Consider the following 22,551-nt stretch of genomic DNA (forward strand, 5'->3'; position numbering starts at 1 on the left):
TCTGGCGGCGCACTGGTAATGGTCCCACACCGGCCTGCACAACGTGCAGTCGAAAACTCTGCGCCTGCGGATAGGACTAAAGGCCGCCCTGCTGCGGGGCTAAAGTCTGAACTGCAGTGGCGGCCACAGTTTGGTCGGATTCCACCTGAACTTTTCGCAGTGCAAAAGTAGTTTTTGGGGTTCCAAACAAAAGCACGGCGGCAAAATTCGAGCGAGGCGGGAGTTATCACAAGTTCTGCGCAACTGGGGGGCTCCATGCTTCATGCACGCGACCGACAATTGGATGGCCTTAGAACCCTTGCCGTCTCGATGGTTCTGTACGCGCATTTTTTCGCGGCCGATGGGTCGCACTGGGGCCATATCGGCGTTCGCCTGTTCTTCGTTCTCAGCGGTTTCCTGATAACCCGGCTTTTGCTGGAAGCGCGCTCTGCCACCCAGTACGAACCAGGCACCGCGATAAGATCATTCTATATTCGCCGGGCGCTGCGTATATTCCCGCCGTACTTTGCAGTGCTCAGCTTCGTCTGGCTGGTCAACCTCGAGCAGGCCCGCGGAAGCATCAAATGGCACGCCCTTTACCTCTCGAATTTCTGGTACGCCCTTCGCGATGAATGGACGCCCTGGGTGCTTTGTCACACCTGGAGCCTGAGCATCGAAGAGCAGTTCTATATCGTGTGGCCGCTCGTCATCCTGCTCGCCTCGCGCCGCTGGCTTGAGCCGATCTGCATCGCTCTCATCGCATGCTCGCTTGCCTATCGATTCTATTGGCCATTCACGGGGACGCCGTCACTTGCGCGGGACCTTCTGCCTCCGGCGTCGATGGACGCGCTGGTGGCCGGCGCGCTCCTTGCGCTCCATCGCACGCGGTCACGGACATTGCCGCACTGGATGCGGCTGAGTTCGGCACCCTTGCTTGTTGCAACAGCCATTTTGATGTGGCTGAAACCGCTCCCCCTGTCACCGACGCTTGCCTGGATGAATTGGATCGGGTTGGAGGTTCTTCCTCTTATACCGCTCACAGCCTTGGTCGGATACTGTTCGTCGGGTCTGCGGGGAGCTCCCGGCCGTCTATTGGAATTGCGCCCGATCACCGCTGTCGGACGTATCAGCTACGGGGTCTACCTGTTCCATCCGATCGTCCTCTCTTTCGTCGTAAGCGCACAGCCGTGGATTCCGTTGAACGTCTCGGAACAGGGTTTCGGACGCCTCATCTTAGGAACCGCTGGAACGTTGGCATTGGCCGCGATCTCATGGCTGGCGTTCGAAAAACCACTCAACCGGCTCAAGCGCTATTTCCCATACGTCCCCCCAAGAAGGCTTGACCCGACGTATGACGCGCCGTCTGCCACAGCCCTTTCGAAGGCTGCGCAAATGCAGGAACTTCAAATTGCCACGCCATTGCGAGTCGAACGATGTCCTCCCCGCTGATCTCCGTCGTATTGCCCGTCTACAACGGTGAGGCTTATCTCGCTGCCGCGGTCGAGAGCATCCTGCGCCAGGACCACAGGCGCCTTGAGATCGTCGCCATCGATGACGGCTCGAACGATCTCTCGCTGGATATTCTGCACCGATATCAGAAGCTTGACGATCGCCTTCGCATCGTCTCGCGCGAGAACCGCGGACTGATCGCGAGCTTGAACGAGGGCATAGCCCTGGCTAGAGGTGACCTGATCGCCCGAATGGACGCGGACGATATCTCCTATCCAACCCGCTTTTCCCGTCAAATCGCGCTCTTTGAGCAGCAGCCTCAGCTTGCGATCTGCGGAACGGAAGTCGATCGGCTTCTCGGCAGCCGCGTCGTGCGCAGCACGCCAAATCCCATTTATCAGTCGGGGGATTGGCACATATTGTCGCTGTTCTTCACGATCTTCCTGCATTCGACGGTGATGTATAATCGCAAGATCATTCCCCAGGATATGCTGGTCTATGACGCAAGCTATGTCCACGCGGAGGATTTCGATCTCTTCAGGCGCATTACCCGCGAGTTTCCGGCAGCGATGATCGATGAGAGCCTGATCGCCTACCGTATCCACAGCGACAGCGTTACCAACAAGCACAGGCGGCAAATGCGCCGAACCCACCTGAAGATCGTCGCCGAGAACCTCGAACGGCAGGCTCTTACCGACGATCCCGGCGCTCTTCTTGATATCGGCGCAGCCGTTACGCCGGATACGGTGCGCCGAGCCGCCGATTGCATGCTCGCGATCGAAGAAAGGGTCGCCAAGCAAGTTGGTGCGAGCGCCAGCAGCTACGCAGAAGGAGCCCTGTGCTTCTTCTATTTTCTCTACCAATTCATTGCTGACGAGCAGCGTCCGGCGTTGACCCACGCATTTCTTATGCGAACGGGAAAATGGGATGTCATCCGGCGGCGGGAGCGCTACGGTCTTCGAGCCGCCGTCGCTGCGCCCTGGTTGAGCCGCATGTCGGAAGAGGCGATCCGGAGGCTCGATGGGGTGGCACGGTACTATCAATCGGTGCCGGCCAAGACGGTGTTACCGCTTCGGGGGCTTGCCTGATGTCCAGGGAGCACGAGCAACCCGTACGCGCCAGCCCCCGCTTGCCCCCCGACGCGCATCACCCTGTCGACGCAAGCTTTATCGTCTGCACCCGCAACAGAGCGGCCGCGCTCGAGGCATGCATCAGCTCGATCGAAGCCGCCTGCGAAGCCTGTTCCCTAAGCTGCGAGCTGGTGGTGGTCGACAATGGATCCACCGACGATACGGCCGCGCGTTTATCCCGTATCGCGGCGAAATCCGCTGTTGCCGTCAGGTGGATGGTGGAGCTGCGGCCTGGCCTGGCAGCCGCGCGCAATACGGGAATGGAGCGGGCGCGAGGCAGGCTCCTGATCTTTATCGATGATGACTGCATCGTCGAGCGCTCCTACCTCCAGGATCTGAACCGGCATTATTCGGCAGGCGAGCGGTGTATCGTCCGGGGCGGCCGCGTCGATCTCGGCAGCCCGCGCGATCTGCCTTTCACAATCAAGCGGTCGCGATTCCGGGCCCGTTTCACGCCGGATGTTCATCCGGGCGGGTTCGTGCTCGGCTGCAACATGACTATGGATCGTGAAGCGGCGGCCCGCATCGGGCGCTTTGACGAGCGGTTCGGGGCCGGCGGCCCGCTGCGGTCCGCAGAAGATACGGATTACCTCGTTCGTGCCCATCAGCTCGGCATTCCAATCGAATATGTTCCCGACATGACGGTCCAACATTTTCACGGGCGAACCACGCGCGATGCCATCGAACGGCTTCACCGGGATTACAGCTTTGGAAACGGCGGCCTTTGCGTCAAGCATGCGTTCAAGGCCCCCTGGCTGCTTCGCCATTTCTGCTGGACGACCCGATCGGCCTGGCGGGAACTGTTCGGCGGCTACCGTTTCGATCCGGAGATTTCCCTGTCCCACCTGACGATCGTGGCCATGAACCTGGTCGGAGCAGCCAAATTTGCCTTGCTCGCCGTCCGGTGGCCAAGACAGGCGGATACCGACACGACCAGCCGTCTGCCCCGCCCGCAACGGGGAACGCCGCCATGCTAGATTTCCTGACATCGAGTTCTCACCTCCTGCGCGAGGCTCTGGGGAAAAACACCGGCCTGTTGGCTGTCGTGGTTGTCCTGGGACTGAGCAGCGCCGTGCTCGAAGGCACCGGCATCGGTCTTGTCATCCCGATGCTCAGCATCATTGCCGGTGAGAACGATGTTTCGGGAATGGCGGGCCTTTCCGCCGTTTTTCAACGGGTGGGAACCGGATTGGACGACCAGACGCGGCTAATCGTCATCGCGGCCGCCATTCTCGGATTGATCACCGTCAAGAACGTGCTGGCCTTTGCCAACGCGGTGCTTGCCAATTTCATTTATGGCAAGGCCGGTCATTCGATCCGGCACCGTCTCGCCGACCAGCTTTTGACGATCGGCTACCCGTTCTTCCTGCAGCAAAGCCCGGGGCGGCTGCTGAACATCGTCTCCAACGAGTCCTGGCGGGCTTCGGACGCGGTCCAGACCATCCTTGCCGCGATCGTGAATGCATCGGCGGCCGTTATCCTGCTCGCATTTCTGCTGCTTCTTTCGTGGCAGATGTCGCTGTGCGTCACGCTTGGGCTTGTCCTGATCCAGGCCATCCATGCCTTGCTGTCGGCAGGCCTGAAGGGCCCGAGCCGCAACGTCACGTCGTTCAACAGCGAACTTGCCGCGAGAATGCTTCACCTCGTTCACGCCGGGCGCCTGATCCGCGCATTCGGACAGGAACTGCGTGAAAGAACGATCTTCGACGCGGCTTCAAATGCGGTGCGGAAGGCGGGCTTCGTTCTTAACAGCCGTCAGGCAGCTCTCCCGCCACTAACCGAAGTGCTGCATTCCGCCCTGTTTCTGGGCGTGGTTGTCAGCGCATGGCAGGTCGGGGTCGGGTTCCCGGTCATCGTCGCTTTCGTCGTCCTGCTTTATCGGCTGCAACCGCATGTCCGCGCGCTGCAGATGGCCTGGAGCCAGATCCAGGGATGGAGCGGATCGCTGGAAGAGGTCGGATGGCTACTGGATTCCTCCGACAAACCAGCGGCGCCCCAGGGTAGCCACCCGATCCAGGGGCTCCGCCAGCAAATCAAGTTCGACCAGGTGACCTTCAGGTATCCGGGCTCCAGCACGCGGCCCGTGGTCCTGCGTTCGGTAAGCTTCGACATTCGCCAGGGCCGCTCGACCGCAATTGTCGGGCGGTCGGGCGCCGGCAAGAGCACGATCGTCAATCTCCTATGCCGGTTTGTGGAGCCGGATCAGGGCAATATTCTTGTCGACGGCATTCCACTCGACCAAATCGATCCTGCTGCATGGCGCCGACAGATCGCGCTTGCCAGCCAGGATCTTGAACTGGTGGATGGCACCATTTTCGAGAACATTGTCTACGGCCACGATACGTCCCTCCCCGCGGCGGAAAGCGCGGCAAGACTTGCCGAAGCGCATGAATTTATCGAGAAGCTGCCTGACGGATATGAAACTGTCGTCGGCTACCGGGGAGCGAGCCTGTCGGCCGGTCAACGACAGCGGATCGCACTGGCAAGAGCTCTGGTCCGCGATCCGGAAATCCTGATCCTGGACGAGGCCACCAATGCCATGGACGGCCTGTCCGAGGCATCGATCGTGGAGACGTTGAAATTAAGAGCCGGGCGCCGCACCACAATCGTCGTCAGCCATCACCACAGCACCATTTCCTTCTGCGACGAGGTCGTCATTCTCGGTGCCGGCCGCGTCCGCAATCAGACGCCCTTTGCCGAGGTTGCATCCTTGAGCATGGAACAGCTTTACGAACATGAGATGTCCCACGGCAGCCAATCCTGAGAATGACGTTCAAACCCGCCGGAACCGCTGCGTTCTCAGGATCAGATGCCAAGCGACGATGGTTCTGCCCGTGGCCTCAGCCAACCGTGACAGCCAACGGCATAATCTCGTCCTCGGCCAACCGCCAGGTGTTGCGGCCGGCCGACTTTGCCCGATAAAGCGCACGATCCGCGGCCTGGACAAGCGTTTCCCGGTCGCCGGCGGCAACGCTTGCAGCGGCTATACCGATGCTGACCCCGATGCTGATCGATAGCCCCTTGATCCGGAAGGGTGCGTTCAAGGCCGATATGCACCGATCGGCAAGGCCGATATCCGCCTGGTCTTCGGTTTTCACGAGGATTGCGAATTCGTCGCCGCCGAGGCGGGCCACCAGATGTCCGCCTGCGGCCGAACGCAGTCGCTCGCCGGCAAGCTGCAGGACCTCGTCGCCGGCGGCATGGCCGAACGTGTCATTGACCGGCTTGAATCCGTCGAGATCGAGGCAGTAGACGATGACGACGCCCTCGGTCGCTCCAATCTTGAATGCTTCATCGAGCGCTTTGTAGAATTGCATACGGTTCGGCAGGCCCGTCAGAATATCATGATGCGCCAACCTGTTGGCCTCCGCCTCCGCCAGCACCCGGTCGCTGACATCCGCGATCGTCAGCAGCAGCCGTCGATCGCCGCCTTCGTAGAGCACCCGGACATAAATGAGGACGTGGTGTTCCCGGCCCTGCGCCGTTCGCTGGCGCCAGACGGTGCGGGCCTCGCAGTCGCCGTCGAGATCGCCGAGCCTCGCGGCGAACTCTTCACCCTGGCCTTCGGCGTGCATGTCGAAGACGGCTTTGGCAAGAAGGGCCGATCTCTCGTACCCGTAGAACTGAAGCGCCGCGTGATTGGCTTCAAGGATCGCAAGACTGTCCCCGTCGCAGAGCAGCATCGGCATCGGGTTGGCGTCGAACAGTTGCCGAAGCCACTCCTCCCGTTGCTTGAGGCTGCTAATGTCGATGCGCATTCCGATGGCGCCGCCGTCCGGCGTGCGGCGGTCGTCATATCGCAACCATCGCCCGTCGTTCATTTGCCGCTCCTCCTGGGACGCGGGCTGTCGAAACTTCGCCATGCGCTCGCTGAGCCAGACGTCGTGGTCCGGCACCACCTCCTGGATGCTGCCGCCTGCAAGGCTGATCTTCAAAATCTCCTCGAATGGAATTCCGGGCGTCAGGTGTTCGGCGATATCGGCAAAAAGATCCGCGTATTTCTGGTTCCAAAGGACGTAACGGTCCTTGGCGTCGAAGACACAGACCGCCTGCGGCAACATCTCGATGACATATCGCAGCCGAAGATTGGCTTCCCGAGCGGCGAGCCCCGCGGATTTCTCCTGGCCGCCGGCATCGATCCAGACCATGGTGAGCGGCTCGTCCGAGCCGGGACATGGCGAAACTCTGACATTGCAGGTCCGGGCTTCCCCTGCCCTGCTGTTCAAGAGAACCGAGGAATCCGCGGGATTGTCCATCGGCCACCCAGGCAGGAGATCGGTTATGGCTGTGCCATGCAAAGTGCCGGTTGCGCCAAAGAGTGCTCTTGCCTCGGCATTCGCAAAGGTGACGACGCCCGCTGCGTTCACAATGAGCGCGGCGAGCGGACAGGATTCCAGTAGGATCATCACTTCCGCACCAAGCATAGCCCTTCAAGCACCGCCGATCTGCCCGGAAAAATCTACGGATGGAGGATAAGCGGCAAGAATGAAATAAATCGCTAAAGTTCCAACACCACATGTAAATGACGCGGTCTCGCTCCGAGGCATTCCGGCACCTGAGCGAGGACCGCCGCTCGTTTTTGAGGCTAAACCTCTTAGTTTGCGCGTGGATTTCTCATCACAGGCGGCCTCCAAGCTCATCCTCGATATGGACCCGGATGATCTCGTCGAAGTTTTTCTCCGCGGTAAAGCCGAGGGCGGTCGCGCGTTTTGCCTCGAAACCAGGTGCCCAGCCTGCCACCATCCTCATGATCATCTCGTCCGGGACGCGACGAATGAGATTTACCGCCCTTTCGCCCGCCACGCGGCGAAGCGCATCGATCTGCTCGCCGACGGTTGCGCTGACGCCCGGCATGGAAAGATTGCGGTGTGGACCGACCCGCTCGAGATCCATATTCGCCGCGTGGACGAGGTATCCGACAGCCGAGCGAGGCGACGTATGCCAGTGACGCACGTCATCCGATACCGGCAGGATCGCCTCCTGCCCGATCAGCGGCTCCCGCAGAATGTTCGAGAAGAACCCGGATGCGGCCTTGTTGGGTTTGCCGGGCCTGATGCACACGGTCGGCAACCGGATTCCGATGCCGTCGAAGAAACCCCGGCGGGTGTAGTCCGAAAGGAGAAGCTCCGAAATCGCCTTCTGGGTGCCATAGCTGGTAAGCGGCGTCAGATGAAAATCATCGGGAATGGGGAACGGAAGCGGGGCACCTGCGACTGCGATGGATGACGTAAAGATGACCCGTGGTTTGTAGCCATCCCCGCCGTTTGCGAGACGAATCGCATCGAACAGGTAGCGGGTGCCATCGAGATTGACCCGGTAGCCCTTTTCGAAATCGAGCTCCGCCTCCGCCGAGACGATCGCGGCAAGGTGAAAGATCACGTCGGGGCGGGACCCGATGAGCTTTTCAGCCTCGCCCGGCATCGAGAGGTCGGCGTCGCTCGCCATCACGGAACCGGAAAGCCCCTCCGGATGATCGGGCTTCACGACGTCGACGAGGGTCAGCTTGTCGATCGGCTTGCCGAGAACGCCACCCTCGGCGATGAGACGCGCCGTCAGTTTGCGGCCTACCATCCCGGCCGCGCCTATGATCAGAATATGCATGCTTCCTCCCATTTCGACCGAAGCACATGACTGCCCGGATACGCCAAATTTATATTGTACGGTTGTCTGATAACCTTATATGCTTCCGTTGCAAACAGGATAGTTGTGCGCCGGGACAAGGCGCGGGGCAAACGAAACTATCCAGCCAGGGGACGGATCATCCGAAGGAACCACGCAGAATGACGAGCCTGCAAACTGACCCGGCCGGAGAGCCTCGCCTCCTCCTGCGATCGATGCTTGGCGAGGACCTTGTCCTGACCGATACGGATGCGATGGCGCGATACTGTCGCGATTGGCACGGCGACGTGACCAGTGCTGCGGTTGCCGTCCTGAGGCCGCGATCAACGGATGACGTGGTGGCTTGCGTGAAAACCTGCCGCGACCTTGGCCTCACGATTGTCCCGCAGGGCGGCAATACAGGCCTGGTGCTGGGCGGCATTCCCGATGCGCCGGAGCGTCAGATCGTTCTGAGCCTGGAACGCATGAACCGTATCCGCGGAATCGATGTCGACGACTTCTCGGCCGTTGTCGAGGCGGGCTGCATCCTGTGGGAGCTGAAGGAAGCGATCGCCGCAGAGGGGATGTTCTTCCCGCTGGCGCTCGGCGCGCAGGGAAGCTGCCGGATCGGCGGCAACGTCTCGACCAATGCCGGTGGCATCAACGTGCTTCGATACGGCATGACACGCGAACTGGTGCTGGGCCTGGAGGTCGTGCTGCCGGACGGTACGATCTTCGACGGCCTCTCGACGCTCAGGAAGGACAATCGCGGCATAGACCTGAAGCAGCTCTTCATCGGCGCCGAAGGCACGCTCGGCATCGTCACCGCCGTGTCGATCAAGCTGACGCCCAATCCCGATCAGGTGGCGACCGCCCTTGTCGGCCTTGCCTCCTTGGAGGACGCCATCACCCTCTATCGCCGCGCCCGGCGCGACTGCAGCGATTTGATGTCCGCGTTCGAATTCATGCCGCCCCTTGCCTTCACGCTCGCCCGGGAAGCCATCCCGGACCTGCCGATCCCGATGGCCACCGACTACCCTTGCTATGTTCTGATGGAGGTTTCCGGTTCGGGCCTCGTCGATATCGGCGACCTGACGCAGCGGTTCCTCGAAGGCGTCATGGAGGACGGGATCGTTCTCGACGGCGCGATCGCCTCGTCACAGGCGCAGGCGCGAAGCCTGTGGCTGATCCGCGAAGGGATGAACGAAGGCCAGGCGAAACGTGGTGTCCACATGCGCAGCGACGTTTCGGTTCCGCTCTCCAAGGTGCCCGCCTTTGTCGCCGAAGCCGAACAGGCGATCCACGACGCGTTGCCCGACTGCGTTTGCGTCTCCTACGGTCATGTCGGCGACGGGAACGTCCATCTCAACGTTCTGCCGTCCGTGGAACTACCGCATGAGCAGCGGCTCGAAAGGATCTATCGGTCCAAGACCATCCTGAACCAGGTGCTCGACCGCTTCCAGGGAAGCCTCAGCGCCGAGCATGGCATTGGTCGCCTGAAGCGGGCGGATTTCGATGCGCGCCTTCCCGAAACCAAACGCCGGCTGTTGACGGCCATCAAGAATGCCATCGATCCAGACATGGTGATGAACCCGGGCTGCCAGTTGAATTTTACCGGGAAGTCGTAGAAGAGCGTCACAAGGGAGGGGCGGCGCCGTGGTAATCGACTTCAGCCAGATCAGACGAAACGAGCATCTGCCTGCGCGGATCGCGTCGCAGATCGGACGCGAGATCAGTGATGGCCGGATTGCGCCCGGCGAAAAGCTGCCGACGGAACATATTCTGGCAAAGACCTTTGGCGTCAGCCGGTCGGTCGTGCGCGAAGCGATCGCGCAGCTTCGCAACGAGGGTCTGGTCGAGACCCGGCAAGGTGTGGGAGCGTTCGCCACCGATTTTGAGCATAGGCAGTCGATTCGCATCGAACAGGGCAATCTTGCCGACCACGCAAGTTTTCAGAGCCTGTTTCAGCTCCGGCTGCCCCTCGAGATCGAGGCGGCCGGTCTCGCAGCCACCAATCACACCGCCCAAGACCTTTTGAAACTCGACGAAGCGCTCGGGCAGATGACGGGCGGAGAGAAGTGGACCGAGAAAGGCGTCCTCGCCGATCTCGCCTTCCATCGCCAGATCGCGGCCTCCACGCATAACGAATACTTCCTGCTATTCCTCGGTTTTATCGCGGAGCGAATTCATCTGGCCATCAATACGGCCAGGGAGGCAGCCGTGTTGACCGAGATCGTCGAAGTGACGATCGCGGAACATGTCGCAATCCGTGATGCGCTCGCAAGCCGCGATCCCATCCGCGCCCGGGAGGCGATGCGCCATCACCTTCACGGTGCGGCAAGCCGTCTCGACCTTCAATTGAAAGTTTACTAAGCTTCCAGCCGGCCGCCCCGTTAGATCGATCCAGGAGATTTCCTTAAAGCGGTCAGGGGCGCTGGACAGCGAGGAAAACTGGCTTTAGAGATACCGCAGGTGGAGGTTGTCAGACATCCTGACAATTGAGGGAGCGCGGGAGAGATCTTTGCGATGGAGGAGAGGCTGATCGCATACCACATAGGAAACCGCATCGTGACGTCCAGCCTGCCGCTTGAGCCGCTGGTCGATGAAGCGGATCATGGGAGCAAACACCCGGAGCGGAATTTGGGGTTGTCGACGGTGACGAAGACCTCCGCTTGGCGCGAGCTCTTGTAAGAATTCGGGAGGGGAACATGCAAAAGGCAATCGATCTTTTTTTCAAGGCGTTGGAAGTCCTATTGATCCTGCTGCTTTCAGCAATGGCGATCATGGTGTTTGCCAATGTGGTTCTTCGCTACGCCTTCAATTCCGGCATGTCCGTCTCGGAGGAACTTTCCCGCTACTTCTTCGTCTGGCTGAGCTTTGTCGGCGCAGTCGTCGCATTTCGCGAACATGGTCACCTCGGCGTCGAAAGCGTCGTGGCACTTTTCGGCCGCAAGGGCCGGCTCGTCTGCATGATCCTTTCTAACCTCGTCATCCTCGCTTGCTCGATGATCTTTTTCTGGGGGACTTGGCAACAGTTCGAGATCAACGCCAGCATGAGCGCGCCGGTGACCGGCATTTCGATGATCTGGGTCTACGGCATCGGCCTGTTTACCGGTGCCGGCTTGTCGCTGATCGCGCTGGAGCGGCTGTTCCGCTATGTCACCGGCCGGGCGACAGCGGAGGAGATCAGCATCTTTGCCGGTGAAAACCTGACGATCGAGCAGATGGCGGAGCGTACCTGATGACCCTGATCGTCTTCATCGTATCGCTTCTTGGCGCCATGGCGATCGGCGTGCCGGTCGCATTTTCGCTGATGTTCTGCGGTGTCGTGCTCATGTGGTACATGGACATGTTCAACACCCAGATCATCGCCCAGAACATGATCGCAGGTGTCGATACCTTCACCCTGCTCGCCATTCCATTCTTCATCCTGGCCGGCGAACTGATGAACTCCGGCGGCCTGTCGCGCCGGATCATCGATTTCGCAATTTCCTGTGTCGGCCATATCCGCGGCGGCCTCGGCATCGTCGCGATCATGGCGGCAATCATCATGGCGAGCATCTCGGGTTCGGCCGCGGCCGATACGGCAGCACTTGCCGCCATCCTCATCCCGATGATGGCCAAGGCTGGCTATAACGTTCCGCGTTCCGGCGGCCTGATCGCCGCAGGCGGCATCATTGCGCCGGTCATCCCGCCATCGATGGCCTTCATCGTCTTCGGCGTCGCCGGCAACGTCTCGATCACCCAGCTTTTCCTGGCCGGCATTTTCCCCGGCATCCTGATGGGTCTGTCACTGATCATCGCCTGGCTCATCGTCGTGCGGAAGGACAATGTCCAGCCGCTGCCGAAGGCGTCGACAAGCGAACGCCTGCGCGTCACCGGCCGTGCCGCCTGGGCGCTCGGCATGCCGGTGATCATCCTCGGCGGCATCAAGGCCGGCATCATGACGCCGACCGAGGCCGCCGTCGTCGCCGCCGCCTACGCGCTCTTCGTCGGCATGGTGATCTATCGGGAGCTGAAGCCAAGCCACCTGCCGCACGTCATCCTGCAGGCCGCCAAGACCACCTCGGTCATCATGTTCCTGGTCGCGGCGGCGCTGGTCTCCTCGTGGCTGATCACCGCGGCCAACATCCCGGCGGAGATCGTCGGTTACATCGAGCCACTGATCGACCGTCCGATGCTGCTGATGTTCGCCATCATGATCCTGGTGCTCGTCGTCGGCACTGCGCTCGACCTGACGCCGACCATCCTGATCCTGACGCCGGTCCTGATGCCGATCGTCAAGCAGGCTGGCATCGACCCGGTCTATTTCGGCGTGCTCTTCATCATGAACAATTCCATCGGCCTCATCACTCCGCCGGTCGGCGTGGTATTGAACGTCGTCAGCGGCGTCGCGCGCATTCCGCTTGGCAAGGTGACGGCCGGGGTGTGGCCGTTCCTGATTGCGGAGGCGATTGTGCTGTTCCTGCTGGTCCTGTTCCCGGACCTCGTGCTCGTGCCTGCACGCTGGCTCCATTAAACCTGTCTCAAGCTCATCCATGGGAGGATAATATGAGAAAACTGCTACTGGCTACCACCGCACTTGCCATCGCTTGCGCATCGGCCGCACCGGCCTTTGCCGAATTCAAGGCGCGCAACATCCGCGTTTCGAACGGCATCAACGCCGACCATCCGGTCGGCAACGGCATCGCCGCCATGCAGAAGTGCCTGGACGAGAAGTCCGGCGGCAAGATGAAGCTGACAGCCTTCTGGGGCGGCGCGCTCGGTGGCGACCTGCAGGCCACCCAGGCCCTGCGCTCCGGCGTCCAGGAAGCCGTGGTGACGTCGTCGTCGCCTCTGGTCGGCATCGTTCCGGCACTCGGCGTCTTCGACCTGCCCTTCCTGTTCGGCAATGCTCAGGAAGCCTACAAGGTGCTCGACGGCAAGTTCGGCGACATGATGAACCAGAAGCTCGACGCTGCAGGCCTCGTCAATCTCGCCTATTGGGAAAACGGCTTCCGTAACCTGTCCAACTCGGTTCGCCCGGTCACCAAATGGGAAGATTTCTCGGGGATGAAGGTTCGCGTCATGCAGAACAACATCTTCCTCGACACCTTCCAGAACCTCGGTGCCAACGCCACCCCGATGGCCTTCGGCGAGGTCTTCTCGGCGCTCGAAACCAAGGCGATCGACGCACAGGAAAATCCCTATGTGACGATCGATACCTCGAAGTTCTTCGAGGTCCAGAAATACGTCACCGAGACCAACCACGCCTACACGCCGTTCCTCTTCTTGTTCTCCAAGGCAATCTTCAACACCTATGCCCCGGACGAGCAGGCTGCCCTCCGCGCCTGCGCAGTCGTCGGCCGGGATGTGGAACGCCAGGTGATCGGCGATCTCAACAAGAAGTCGCTTGAAAAGATCAAGGCGGCCGGCCTGCAGGTCAACACGCTTTCGCCGGAAGAGCAGCAGCGCATCCGCGAAAAGTCGGCGATCGTCTATGAAAAGCACAAAGCGACGATCGGCGCCGACGTGGTCGACGGCATCGTCGCTGAGCTCAAGGAAGTCCGCAAGTAACGGAACACGCCGGTATCCCGGATGTAGCCGTCTGAGGAATGAACACCCGCGGTGCCCCAAAGCGCCGCGGGTTACGTCATTCCGGAACAGCCGGAAGCACGCTCTGGCGCTTCTTGAGCATCTGCTCGCGGATGAAGATGAAGAGGCCGGAAGCGACGATCAAGGCCGCCCCGACCATCATGCCGAACCGTGGGATGTCGCCGAAAAACATCCAGCCGAAGATCACCGCCCAAAGCAGCAGCGTATATTGGAGCGGTGCCACGGTCGCGGCATCGGAGATCTTGAGGGCGCGGTTGACCAGCATATGCGCGGCCATCGCGACGATACCGAGCAGCCCGAGCAGAAGAAGATCGCGGCTCGATCCAATCGGTGACCAGTCCATGGGCGCGAAGGCAAGGCCGGCGATACCGGCGCCCACGACCTGGAAAAAGACCAGCGCACTATCCGGCGTACCACGCAGGAAGCGCCCGGAGATCAGCATGAAGGCAAAGGCGGCACTGCCGAGGATCGAAATGACGGCCGGCAGGCTGAACATGGCGCTCGAAGGTTCGAGCGTGATGATGACGCCGACGAAGCCGACGGCGATCGCCGTCCAGCGCCGCCAGCCGACCTTTTCACCGAGCAGGAAGGGCGAGCACGCCGCAACATAGATCGGCGCCGCCAGCCAGTAGGTCATGACGTCGGCGAGCGGCAGGTACATGACCGCATAATAGAAGCAGAGCACTTCAGCCGTCGAAAACGCCACGCGGAAGAACTGCATGCCAGGCCTTTCGACGGTCAGCAGATTGCCAAAACCGGCCTTCCAGACCATCGGCACGAGGATGATCAGTGCTGCAAGGCTGCGGATCAGGACAACCTGACCAAGCCCGTAGTTTGCAACGAGCCACTTGCCCATGGCGTCGTTGAGGGCAAACATCAGCATGCCGAGAAGCATCAGCATCGGGCCGGTCATGCTCGCGGTCTTGAGCACGGTCGCCGAGGATATAGTCATTTCAATTGCACCTTAGAGAATGGAGGCGTCGGACGTCCGCCGGCTGACGGTGAAGGCTCGATCGAGCTCGGGATTGAGCTCCATCCCGAGACCCGGGCCTGGCGGCACGGTGATCATGCCGTTTCTCACCTCCGGCAGCGCCGTCACCAGGTCCCGGTACCACGTCTTGTAGAATGCGCGCACGCTTTCCTGCACCAGCGCGTTCGGCGCGTTGAGTGACAGATGGGTCGATGCGCAAAGAACGACCGGGCCGGTGCAGTCGTGTGGGGCGACCGGCAGGTGCCAGGCTTCCGCCATGGACGCGATCTTGCGGGCCTCCGAAAGGCCGCCGCACCAGGAAATGTCGAGCATGACGATGCCGGCAACGCCGGTTTCCAGGTAATCGCGAAAACCCCAGCGGGTCGCGAGCGTCTCGGAGGCTGAGATCGGCGCCGGCGACACTTCCGCATACCGCTTGAGGCTCGACAGGCTGTCCATCTTGATCGGGTCTTCATGCCAGAAGGTCTGGTACGGTGTCAGGGCCTTGGCGATCTGCATGGCCGGCAGGAGTTGCCACATGGAGTGGAACTCGACCATGATATCCATCCTGTCGCCGACGGCCTTGCGGATCTTCTCGAAAGGCTGAAGCGCAAGTTTCAGGTCCGGCATCGAGATATACTGGCCTTTGGTTTTTTCCGCGGCCGCATCGAACGGCCAGATCTTCATCGCGGTGATGCCCTCTTCGAGCAGCGATTCGGCCAGTTCGTCGGCACGATGCAGAAAGCCGTTCAGATCGTCATAGGTGGTGCCACCGGTCAGACCATAGTTGGCGGTCGCCTGGCCGGTCGCCTTCTTGATATATTCGGTCCCCGCGCAGGTATTGTAGGTGCGGATTTCCCTACGGCTGAAGCCTCCGAGCAGCTGGGCGATCGGCTGGTCCGTGACCTTTCCGAAAATGTCCCAAAGGGCGATATCGAAGGCCGAATTGCCCCGAACTTCCGCGCCTGAGGAACGAAAACCGATATAACCGACCAGTTCCTGCGCCAGGAGGTCGATCTGCAACGGGTCGCGGCCGATGACCCGTGGGGCCACGTATTCGTGGATATAGCTCTCCACGGTCTCGGCCCCGAAAAAGGTTTCGCCGAGGCCGGTAATTCCTTCGTCGGTGTGGACCAGTACCCACAACAGGTTCGCACGCTCTGCAACGCGCACAGTTTCAAGCTTGGTGATCTTCATGTTGCCTCCCTTGCGAATTCAACCACAGGCCTTGGCCTTTGGTAAGGCAAGACCCGCGATTTTGTCGCCCACAGGATAATCATCAAAGCAGACCTGCCGGCGCGGATCAAAAATTCTGAAAGCGATGAAAAAAAGGAGTGGGCAGATCGTCCTTGTTGCCGAGCGCCTGCAGAGCAAGAGCAAGCCACGCAAACACGGATGACAGGAACGGGTTCGCCGCCATGAGATCACAGCTTCAGGCACCGCAGGCCGAAACGAGCCCGTTGCATCGCGGCAAAACGGGACGCTCGGCTCCTGCTCTTCCTGCCGGGCCAAAACTCAAACAATCCCCTGCCCCGGCGCCGCAGCCGGCAATCCAGAGAAAGCAGCCAGATCACTGTCGGCGGAGGCCCAGCTGAAGACCGGCACAGGCTGTCGGCTCCGGCCGCCTGACGCTGACTGGAAAGCCATTGCGTGGTCGTCGGCTTGCGCAATGGGGATGGAGACATATGCAATCGTCAAGACAGACCGCGGAAGCGGCGACATTCCAAAGTTTTGCGAACTGCTATCTGCGGGAGGTCAGTTCCGGCAGCCGGATCGTCCACCGCAGCGTGAGCGGGGCGGTCGATGCCATCGAATGGCCACTGCCGCGGCAGCAGATCCTCTTGCGCGCAGAGATCGTCTCCGCGTCCGTCTGCGGACCGCAGCATTTCGGCAGGTTGTGGACGCGCGCCGCGTCCGACATGTCCTGGCGGGCGGTCGAGCCGATGTCGGCGCTGCATCTCCTCCTCCAGGAAGCCTACCGGCAAATGGAGGACGACCGGACCGATGCCCTGCGCAGCTTTGAACTGGAGCTGCTGGTGCGTGTTCTCGACAGCTACCAGCAGATGACGCTCTACCTCGAAAAAGCCTCTCCCGCGCCGCCGGACGAGGGACATTTCATCGAGGCGGAACAATCGCTCGTCTTTGGCCACTGGCAGCATCCGACACCGAAGAGCCGGCAGGGCATGACGTTCTGGCAGCAGGAGCGATACGCCCCGGAACTGCGCGGAGAATTCCAGCTGCAGTATTTTGCCGCCAGGACAGAACATGTCCGCGAGGCTTCAGCGCGGACGATACAGGCGCACGAAATCATCCGCTCCGAGCTTGGCGCATCCGGAGCCGAGCTCGGCATCGAACCGGACGAATGCCTCATACCCATGCATCCGCTGCAGGCCGAAGCGCTGCTTCTCGATCCGGGCGTCCAGGCGATGCAGCGCGACGGCCGCCTGCGTCATCTCGGTCCCGCGGGATCTCTGTTCACCGCGACGTCGTCGGTACGCACCGTCTACAGCCCCCATTCCGATTGGATGCTGAAGTTCTCGCTTCCCGTGCGCATCACCAATTCCGTGCGCATCAATCGCCGGCCGGAGCTTGAAGCCGGGGTAGCGATGGCAAAACTGATAGAGGGCATCGGCTTTGCCGCGCGTTCAAAAAATTTCCACATCATCCAGGATCCCGCCTACATCACCCTCGATATACCGGGTCGCGAGGAGAGCGGTTTCGAAATCATCCTGCGCGAAAATCCATTCAAGGGCGCGAGGGCACAGGGCGTCGTGACGGTCGCCGCCCTCACCGCCGACCCGCTTCCAGGCGATCTGTCGAGACTGGCGCGGACCATCCGCAAGCTCGCAGCCAAGGGCGGCGACGGTATTTCAAACACTGCGCTTGCATGGTTCCGGCGTTATCTCGGCTGTGCCGTGAAGCCACTGATCCGGCTCTACGACGATTACGGGGTGGCGCTCGAAGCCCACCAGCAGAACACCCTCCTCGATATCGGCATGGGTTATCCGGCCGCCAGCTACTATCGCGACAACCAGGGCTTTTATCTTTCGGAGCGTTATCGCAGCCTGCTTGCCGGGCATGCGCCGGAAACGGAAACGATCGCCTCGCTCTATTTCGCGGATGCCGAAATCCGTGACCGGTTCGCCTATTACCTGATCGTAAACCAGGTCTTTTCCGTCATCAGCCGCATGGGCCATGACGGACTTTGCGACGAGGGTGTTCTTCTATTTGCCCTGCGGGCGCATCTGGAACACTGCGCCGAAACAATGTCCGGCGCCGGCCGGGATTTTGCAAGGCACGTTCTCGATCTGCCGACGATCACGTCGAAGGCCAATCTCACGACCCGCCTTTTCGATGTCGACGAACTGCAGTCGAGCGGCGTGCATTCCCTTTATCGGCCCATCCCGAACCCGCTGAGGGTTCCGATCGCGCTTGCAGCCCCGAGGACCGGCCATGCCATTGCCTCTTGAAGCCACGGGAGAACCTCGCGACCGCGTCATCCGCCAGCTCGTGGCGGCACTGCTGTTCGAGGGCGTCATAGAGGTGCGCGAAAGCGCCTGTGGCGGTGCGACGCAATTTCAATGGATGCTCGGTGGCCGGGAATTCCGGTGTCGCGGCACGATCGGCCCGTTCGGACGCGCCCGCATCGCGAAGGGCTCGGTGGAGATGCGGGCAGTAGATGCCCGTTGGGAAAGCGCCTCGCTCGGCGCGATCATCCCGTCATTGCCCGGCACCGGGATCACACGCGGCAAGCTGCTCGGCGAGCTGGAGCAGACGATCGCCTTTTCCGAATGGAACCACCAGAATCTGCCCCTGAAGAACCGCCGCGCCCTCTCCTTTGTCGAACTGGAAGGTGCCGTCGACGAAGGGCACCCGTACCATCCCTGTTACAGAGCCCGAACCGGATTTTCGTTTGCCGATCATGCCGCCTACGGACCGGAAGCCGGGCAGGTATTCCAGCTCGTCTGGCTGCTCGTCGCGCAAAAACATCTCGCCGAGGCGCTTCCGGGCAGCAGGGACGCGTTCTGGCGTGCCGAACTCGGCAACGAGACGTGGACAGTACTGGAGGCGAAGCGGAAACAGCTTGGCTTGGCAGCCGAAGATTTCGGGCTGGTGCCTCTCCATCCGTGGCAATGGAAAGACCTTGGCGAAACCATGCGCGCGGGGTGGATCGCCGCGGGAGAGGCGCATTGCCTCGGCCCTGCGGGAGATCGTTACCTGGCGAGCCAATCGGTCCGGTCCCTGTTCAATGTCGACCGGCCGCTCGCAGCGAGCATCAAGCTGCCGCTCAACATCGTCAACACCTCGTCTCGCAGGACGCTGGAGCCGCATTCGGTCTGCACGGCGCCGGTGCTGTCTGCCTGGATCGCCGGCATCGTCCGCGACGATCCGTTGTTTGGCCGGGAATTTCCCCTCACCATCCTGCAAGAATATGCCGGGGTCATCGCCGACGCCGGAGGGTCGTTGGCCGGCCAGCTGGGTGCGATCTGGCGGGAGAACGCCGAGGCGACGCTGTCGCCCGGCGAGGCAATCATCCCGTTCAACGCCCTGATGATGGTCGAAGCGGACGGAAGGCCGTTTGCGGATGAATGGATCGAGCGTTTCGGCCTCATGCCATGGATGAACCGGCTGCTGGAGGTCACCGTCCTGCCTGTCTGGCACCTCCTTGTCGCCCACGGGATCGCCGTTGAAGCCCACGGCCAGAATATGCTGCTCGTCCACCTGGACGGCTGGCCGGTGCGGCTTATCCTGCGCGATTTCCACGAGAGCATAGAATTTGCGCCCGATTTCCTGCGCGAGCCGAAGAGAGCTCCGGATTTCGCTTCGCTGAACCCGCTCTACCGCCGTGCGGAACCGGATCAGTATTACTGGACGGACAATCTCGATTCCCTGCGGGAACTCGCGATGGACACGCTGTTCGTGTTCAACCTGGCGGAGATCTCGCATCTTCTCGACGTCTGTTACGGACTTCCGGAATTCCGCTTCTGGCAGCGGGTCGAAAGCCTGCTCACGTCCTATGCGCAAGAGCAGGATATGCAGCACCGGCAATCGCTGCTGGGACATGACCGCGCGCTCATCCTCACCGAATCCCTGATCACCCGAAAGCTCCTCGCGCTGAAGCCGGAATATCACCACGAGGTGCCGAATGCCCTGGCTGCCAGGACGTCTGAACGAAGGAGAAAACCATGATCCAGATCGATGGACGGCTCTACGATCACGCCTATTTCGATGAAACATCGCGACGCATCGCCGCGCAGATCGGCCTTGCTGAAAACGACAGCGGACGCTACGCGGTCTGCTTCAGCGAGACGACCCAATGGCTGTCCCTGTTCTTCGCCATCCGCAAGGCGGGCGCCAGCGTCCTGCCGATCCATCCCGGCACGCCCTACGCCGCTGCCCGAAAACTGGCGATCACGGCCAATTGCGACCGGCTTTTCTACAACAGCCTGACGGCCGAAGTGCTCGACGCGAAGCAAGAGGCGCCAAAGCCGGGTCGGCTGCTGCACATGAGTTCGGGAACGACCGGGGCAGCAAAATGCATCGCCCGGCCGTGGGCCGAAATCGACCGGGAGGTCGAAAGCTATGTCGCGACCTTCCGCGAACCCGAAGGCATGACGCCGGTCATCGCCTGCCCGACCACCCATTCCTACGGGCTGATCTGCGGGATTCTCGTGGCCCTCAAGCGCGGCCAGGTCCCCGTCATCGTCGAGACCGCCAATCCGAAATATCTCCTGAAAGTGCTGCGCGAAACCGGGCGGCCGCTCCTCTATTCCTCCCCGGCGATCCTCCATACGCTCTCGCGGCTTTTGCCCGAGGGGGAAAAGCTTCATGCGGCGATGACCTCCGGCACACTGCTTCCCGATCCGTGGTTCGTGCAGATCCGCGCAAGGAGCGAGCATCTCTTCCAGCAATATGGCTGCTCGGAATCCGGCTGCATCGCCATCAACCCTGACATGCGAGCCGCAGGCGACATGGGTTTCGTCCTGCCGCATCTGACGGCCGAGACCGGAACGGGCTCCGACGATACCGGCGAGATCGTCGTCCGGAGCGATGGCGGCGCGGCAATCCACACCCGCGACCTCGGCTACCGCCGCACAGACGGCATGCTGGTCTTCGTGTCGCGCATGGACGACATGATCAACGTGTCGGGGCTCAACGTCTATCCCGGTGACGTGGAGGACGCGGTGATGGCGATGCCCGGCGTTACCGACGCCGTCGCCTTCCGCAGGAGCGACCGTTTTGCCGGTGAACGCGTGGCCCTGCTCTACAGCGCCAACCAGCCCATGGCACCGCAGGATATCCGCGCATGGTGCAGCCGCCATCTCGCCAGCCACCAATTGCCGATGGAAATGATCCAGGTCGCAGAAGTCCCCCGCCAGGCGAACGGCAAGATCAGCCGCCGCGAGGTCGCTGTCCGTCATGCGGCCGGCGAGTTCGCAGGCCCCGAAGCAGGAGTTGCCTCATGACCCGTGAAGATATTCTCGAAGCCGTCCGGGCCGTGCTTTCCGAGCACATGGCCCATCCGCATATGCGTGGCTTCGCACCGGAAGCCCGCCTCAACGAGGATCTTTATCTCGATTCCGTTCTGATCCTGCAGATCTTCCTCAATCTCGAGCTGGAATACGGCCTTGCCATGCCGGAAGAGGCGATCGCGCGGCAGGAACTCGACACGGTTGCGGACCTCGTGGCGCTCTATGTGCCGAAGGCCATCATTCCGTCATTCCCGATGACGGGCGGGACCGCAGATGAGGGGGTCCACGGTGAGGCCTATTACGACATCAAGGTGCATTGCTTTGTCAGCTGCGTCTGCGACGGCCTGAAACGGCAGGGGCTCGACCAGCGGCCCTTCTATTTCGGGGTGTGGGATGCGCGGTTCACCGTCAGCGAAAACTTCCAGCTCCTCTATCATTCGCCGGAGATAACCCAGGACTTCTTCCGCGACTGGTTCCAGCGGCTTTACCGGGTCCAGGTCCGGGAGTGGTACGACCCCGCAAAATCGAAGAGCGACAACCTCGACACGCTTTTCGACCTCGTCGCCAGCCGCCCGGAGACCGGCTCGGTCATGGTCATGCTCGACATGTTCCACCTTCCCGAGCGCGAGAACAAATTCAACCAGAACCCCTTCCCGCACTACCTGATGCTGCAGAAGACCGCCGACCCGGACAAATGGTTCGTGCACGATCCCGATTACCGATGGGAAGGCGAGATCGAGCGGCAAAAGGTGATCCATGCGATCATGCAACCGACGGTGGGTGGCGGTTATGTCTTCGACAACGCACAGGCACGCAATCCGGCGCCGGAAGATCTCAGGGATTATTTCGAGGCCTGCTTCGTTGCTGACCGCAATCCGCTGTCCGATGCCGTACGCGACATCGTCACGGCCCATATCGAGGGCCGCAATGGACTGCAGCTGGCGAACCTGGCATCGGCGGTTCGTGAACTGCCGGTGATCACCATCCGCAAATATGCCTATGAGCACGGTTTCGCTTTCTTCTGGCGCGCCCTGAAACTGCCATCCGCCGAATTCGAAACCTGGTGCGAGGAGATCGAAGCGCTCGTCCAATCGCTAAAGAATCTGCATTACGCCTGCATGAAGCTCGGCCAGACTGGCGACCGGAACCAGGCCGGTGCAGTCTTCGAGCGCCTTGACGAGGCCGACCGGCTGGAACGCAACCTGAAGAACAGGCTTGGCGAGGTCTTTTCCGATTGGTGCGACCAAAATCTACCGCTCACCGCCCCGAGACTGAGAAGAGCGGCCGGATAGGGCTGAAACGTACATATATCTCGCCGCTTCGCTTCTCCCAGAGTGTCGCGACGGGTGGGAGGGAC

The 22,551-nt window shown here is 61.2% G+C and carries 17 protein-coding genes; 13 read left to right on the plus strand and 4 right to left on the minus strand.

Going from position 1 to position 22,551, the window contains the following annotated elements; all coding sequences use genetic code 11:
• The first annotated feature begins 255 nt into the window (after positions 1-255).
• Genes C5L10_RS10395 through C5L10_RS10410 form a run of 4 tightly spaced genes read left to right on the plus strand, consistent with a single transcriptional unit; the run spans position 256 to position 5,322 of the window.
• Positions 256-1,428, plus strand: a complete 1,173-nt coding sequence (locus tag C5L10_RS10395; RefSeq protein WP_105429595.1) for an acyltransferase — start codon at positions 256-258, stop codon at positions 1,426-1,428.
• Entirely contained in the window at positions 1,413-2,516 is a 1,104-nt protein-coding gene (locus C5L10_RS10400; RefSeq protein ID WP_105425156.1) for a glycosyltransferase family 2 protein, read from the plus strand. The genes C5L10_RS10395 and C5L10_RS10400 overlap by 16 nt, the downstream gene beginning before the upstream one ends.
• Entirely contained in the window at positions 2,516-3,535 is a 1,020-nt protein-coding gene (locus C5L10_RS10405) for a glycosyltransferase family 2 protein (RefSeq protein ID WP_105425157.1), read from the plus strand. Before C5L10_RS10400 ends, C5L10_RS10405 begins: the two co-directional genes overlap by 1 nt.
• Positions 3,529-5,322, plus strand: a complete 1,794-nt coding sequence (locus C5L10_RS10410) for an ABC transporter ATP-binding protein (RefSeq protein WP_105403277.1) — start codon at positions 3,529-3,531, stop codon at positions 5,320-5,322. Before C5L10_RS10405 ends, C5L10_RS10410 begins: the two co-directional genes overlap by 7 nt.
• A gap of 76 nt (positions 5,323-5,398) precedes the next feature.
• Here the strand turns inward: C5L10_RS10410 and C5L10_RS10415 are convergent, their stop codons facing one another.
• Together C5L10_RS10415 and denD are read right to left on the minus strand one after the other, a co-directional pair.
• Positions 5,399-6,964, minus strand: a complete 1,566-nt coding sequence (locus C5L10_RS10415) for a diguanylate cyclase domain-containing protein (protein WP_245447973.1) — start codon at positions 6,962-6,964, stop codon at positions 5,399-5,401.
• Positions 6,965-7,175: 211 nt separating this feature from the next.
• The gene (gene denD / locus C5L10_RS10420; RefSeq protein WP_105429597.1) at positions 7,176-8,159 is read right to left on the minus strand and encodes a D-erythronate dehydrogenase; all 984 of its coding nucleotides are present in this window, start codon (positions 8,157-8,159) and stop codon (positions 7,176-7,178) included.
• A gap of 179 nt (positions 8,160-8,338) precedes the next feature.
• Between denD and C5L10_RS10425 the strand changes: the two genes are divergently transcribed.
• From C5L10_RS10425 to C5L10_RS10445, 5 genes are all read left to right on the plus strand, one after another.
• Positions 8,339-9,784, plus strand: coding sequence for an FAD-binding oxidoreductase (locus C5L10_RS10425; protein ID WP_105429598.1), 1,446 nt, complete (start codon positions 8,339-8,341; stop codon positions 9,782-9,784).
• 28 nt (positions 9,785-9,812) lie between these two features.
• The gene (locus C5L10_RS10430) at positions 9,813-10,529 is read left to right on the plus strand and encodes a FadR/GntR family transcriptional regulator (RefSeq protein ID WP_105429599.1); all 717 of its coding nucleotides are present in this window, start codon (positions 9,813-9,815) and stop codon (positions 10,527-10,529) included.
• Between the two features lie 335 nt (positions 10,530-10,864).
• Complete coding sequence (locus C5L10_RS10435) at positions 10,865-11,398, plus strand: TRAP transporter small permease (protein WP_046666103.1); 534 nt, start codon at positions 10,865-10,867, stop codon at positions 11,396-11,398.
• Complete coding sequence (locus C5L10_RS10440; protein ID WP_105429600.1) at positions 11,398-12,675, plus strand: TRAP transporter large permease; 1,278 nt, start codon at positions 11,398-11,400, stop codon at positions 12,673-12,675. The genes C5L10_RS10435 and C5L10_RS10440 overlap by 1 nt, the downstream gene beginning before the upstream one ends.
• 32 nt (positions 12,676-12,707) lie before the next feature.
• A complete protein-coding gene (locus tag C5L10_RS10445; protein ID WP_105429601.1) occupies positions 12,708-13,712 on the plus strand; it encodes a TRAP transporter substrate-binding protein in 1,005 nt (334 codons plus the stop codon).
• Between the two features lie 76 nt (positions 13,713-13,788).
• Here C5L10_RS10445 and C5L10_RS10450 read toward each other — a convergent pair whose 3' ends face one another.
• The gene (locus C5L10_RS10450; RefSeq protein WP_245447974.1) at positions 13,789-14,703 is read right to left on the minus strand and encodes a DMT family transporter; all 915 of its coding nucleotides are present in this window, start codon (positions 14,701-14,703) and stop codon (positions 13,789-13,791) included.
• Positions 14,704-14,715: 12 nt separating this feature from the next.
• Entirely contained in the window at positions 14,716-15,918 is a 1,203-nt protein-coding gene (locus tag C5L10_RS10455; RefSeq protein WP_105425161.1) for a mandelate racemase/muconate lactonizing enzyme family protein, read from the minus strand.
• A gap of 488 nt (positions 15,919-16,406) precedes the next feature.
• Between C5L10_RS10455 and C5L10_RS10460 the strand changes: the two genes are divergently transcribed.
• From C5L10_RS10460 to C5L10_RS10470, 4 genes are read left to right on the plus strand one after another with little or no spacing between them, the layout of a single operon-like run.
• Complete coding sequence (locus C5L10_RS10460; protein ID WP_105429602.1) at positions 16,407-18,191, plus strand: IucA/IucC family siderophore biosynthesis protein; 1,785 nt, start codon at positions 16,407-16,409, stop codon at positions 18,189-18,191.
• The gene (locus tag C5L10_RS33600) at positions 18,175-19,911 is read left to right on the plus strand and encodes an IucA/IucC family siderophore biosynthesis protein (RefSeq protein WP_172716983.1); all 1,737 of its coding nucleotides are present in this window, start codon (positions 18,175-18,177) and stop codon (positions 19,909-19,911) included. The genes C5L10_RS10460 and C5L10_RS33600 overlap by 17 nt, the downstream gene beginning before the upstream one ends.
• Entirely contained in the window at positions 19,908-21,188 is a 1,281-nt protein-coding gene (locus C5L10_RS33605) for an AMP-binding protein (RefSeq protein ID WP_172716984.1), read from the plus strand. Before C5L10_RS33600 ends, C5L10_RS33605 begins: the two co-directional genes overlap by 4 nt.
• Positions 21,185-22,486, plus strand: coding sequence for a DUF6005 family protein (locus C5L10_RS10470; protein WP_105429603.1), 1,302 nt, complete (start codon positions 21,185-21,187; stop codon positions 22,484-22,486). Before C5L10_RS33605 ends, C5L10_RS10470 begins: the two co-directional genes overlap by 4 nt.
• Positions 22,487-22,551: the final 65 nt, after the last annotated feature.

Source organism: Neorhizobium sp. T6_25, from assembly GCF_002968555.1.
Lineage (GTDB): Bacteria > Pseudomonadota > Alphaproteobacteria > Rhizobiales > Rhizobiaceae > Neorhizobium.

What these genes read in the sequence shown, in the direction of transcription:
- C5L10_RS10440 (WP_105429600.1), top strand. Translation starts at nt 11,398, where the DNA reads ATGACCCTGATCGTCTTCATCGTATCGCTTCTTGGCGCCATGGCGATC.
- C5L10_RS10410 (WP_105403277.1), top strand. Translation starts at nt 3,529, where the DNA reads ATGCTAGATTTCCTGACATCGAGTTCTCACCTCCTGCGCGAGGCTCTG.
- C5L10_RS10395 (WP_105429595.1), top strand. Translation starts at nt 256, where the DNA reads ATGCTTCATGCACGCGACCGACAATTGGATGGCCTTAGAACCCTTGCC.
- C5L10_RS10415 (WP_245447973.1), bottom strand. Translation starts at nt 6,964, where the DNA reads ATGATCCTACTGGAATCCTGTCCGCTCGCCGCGCTCATTGTGAACGCA.
- C5L10_RS10445 (WP_105429601.1), top strand. Translation starts at nt 12,708, where the DNA reads ATGAGAAAACTGCTACTGGCTACCACCGCACTTGCCATCGCTTGCGCA.
- C5L10_RS10400 (WP_105425156.1), top strand. Translation starts at nt 1,413, where the DNA reads ATGTCCTCCCCGCTGATCTCCGTCGTATTGCCCGTCTACAACGGTGAG.
- C5L10_RS10470 (WP_105429603.1), top strand. Translation starts at nt 21,185, where the DNA reads ATGACCCGTGAAGATATTCTCGAAGCCGTCCGGGCCGTGCTTTCCGAG.
- denD (WP_105429597.1), bottom strand. Translation starts at nt 8,159, where the DNA reads ATGCATATTCTGATCATAGGCGCGGCCGGGATGGTAGGCCGCAAACTG.
- C5L10_RS33600 (WP_172716983.1), top strand. Translation starts at nt 18,175, where the DNA reads ATGCCATTGCCTCTTGAAGCCACGGGAGAACCTCGCGACCGCGTCATC.
- C5L10_RS10460 (WP_105429602.1), top strand. Translation starts at nt 16,407, where the DNA reads ATGCAATCGTCAAGACAGACCGCGGAAGCGGCGACATTCCAAAGTTTT.
- C5L10_RS10425 (WP_105429598.1), top strand. Translation starts at nt 8,339, where the DNA reads ATGACGAGCCTGCAAACTGACCCGGCCGGAGAGCCTCGCCTCCTCCTG.
- C5L10_RS10455 (WP_105425161.1), bottom strand. Translation starts at nt 15,918, where the DNA reads ATGAAGATCACCAAGCTTGAAACTGTGCGCGTTGCAGAGCGTGCGAAC.
- C5L10_RS10450 (WP_245447974.1), bottom strand. Translation starts at nt 14,703, where the DNA reads ATGACTATATCCTCGGCGACCGTGCTCAAGACCGCGAGCATGACCGGC.
- C5L10_RS10435 (WP_046666103.1), top strand. Translation starts at nt 10,865, where the DNA reads ATGCAAAAGGCAATCGATCTTTTTTTCAAGGCGTTGGAAGTCCTATTG.
- C5L10_RS33605 (WP_172716984.1), top strand. Translation starts at nt 19,908, where the DNA reads ATGATCCAGATCGATGGACGGCTCTACGATCACGCCTATTTCGATGAA.
- C5L10_RS10405 (WP_105425157.1), top strand. Translation starts at nt 2,516, where the DNA reads ATGTCCAGGGAGCACGAGCAACCCGTACGCGCCAGCCCCCGCTTGCCC.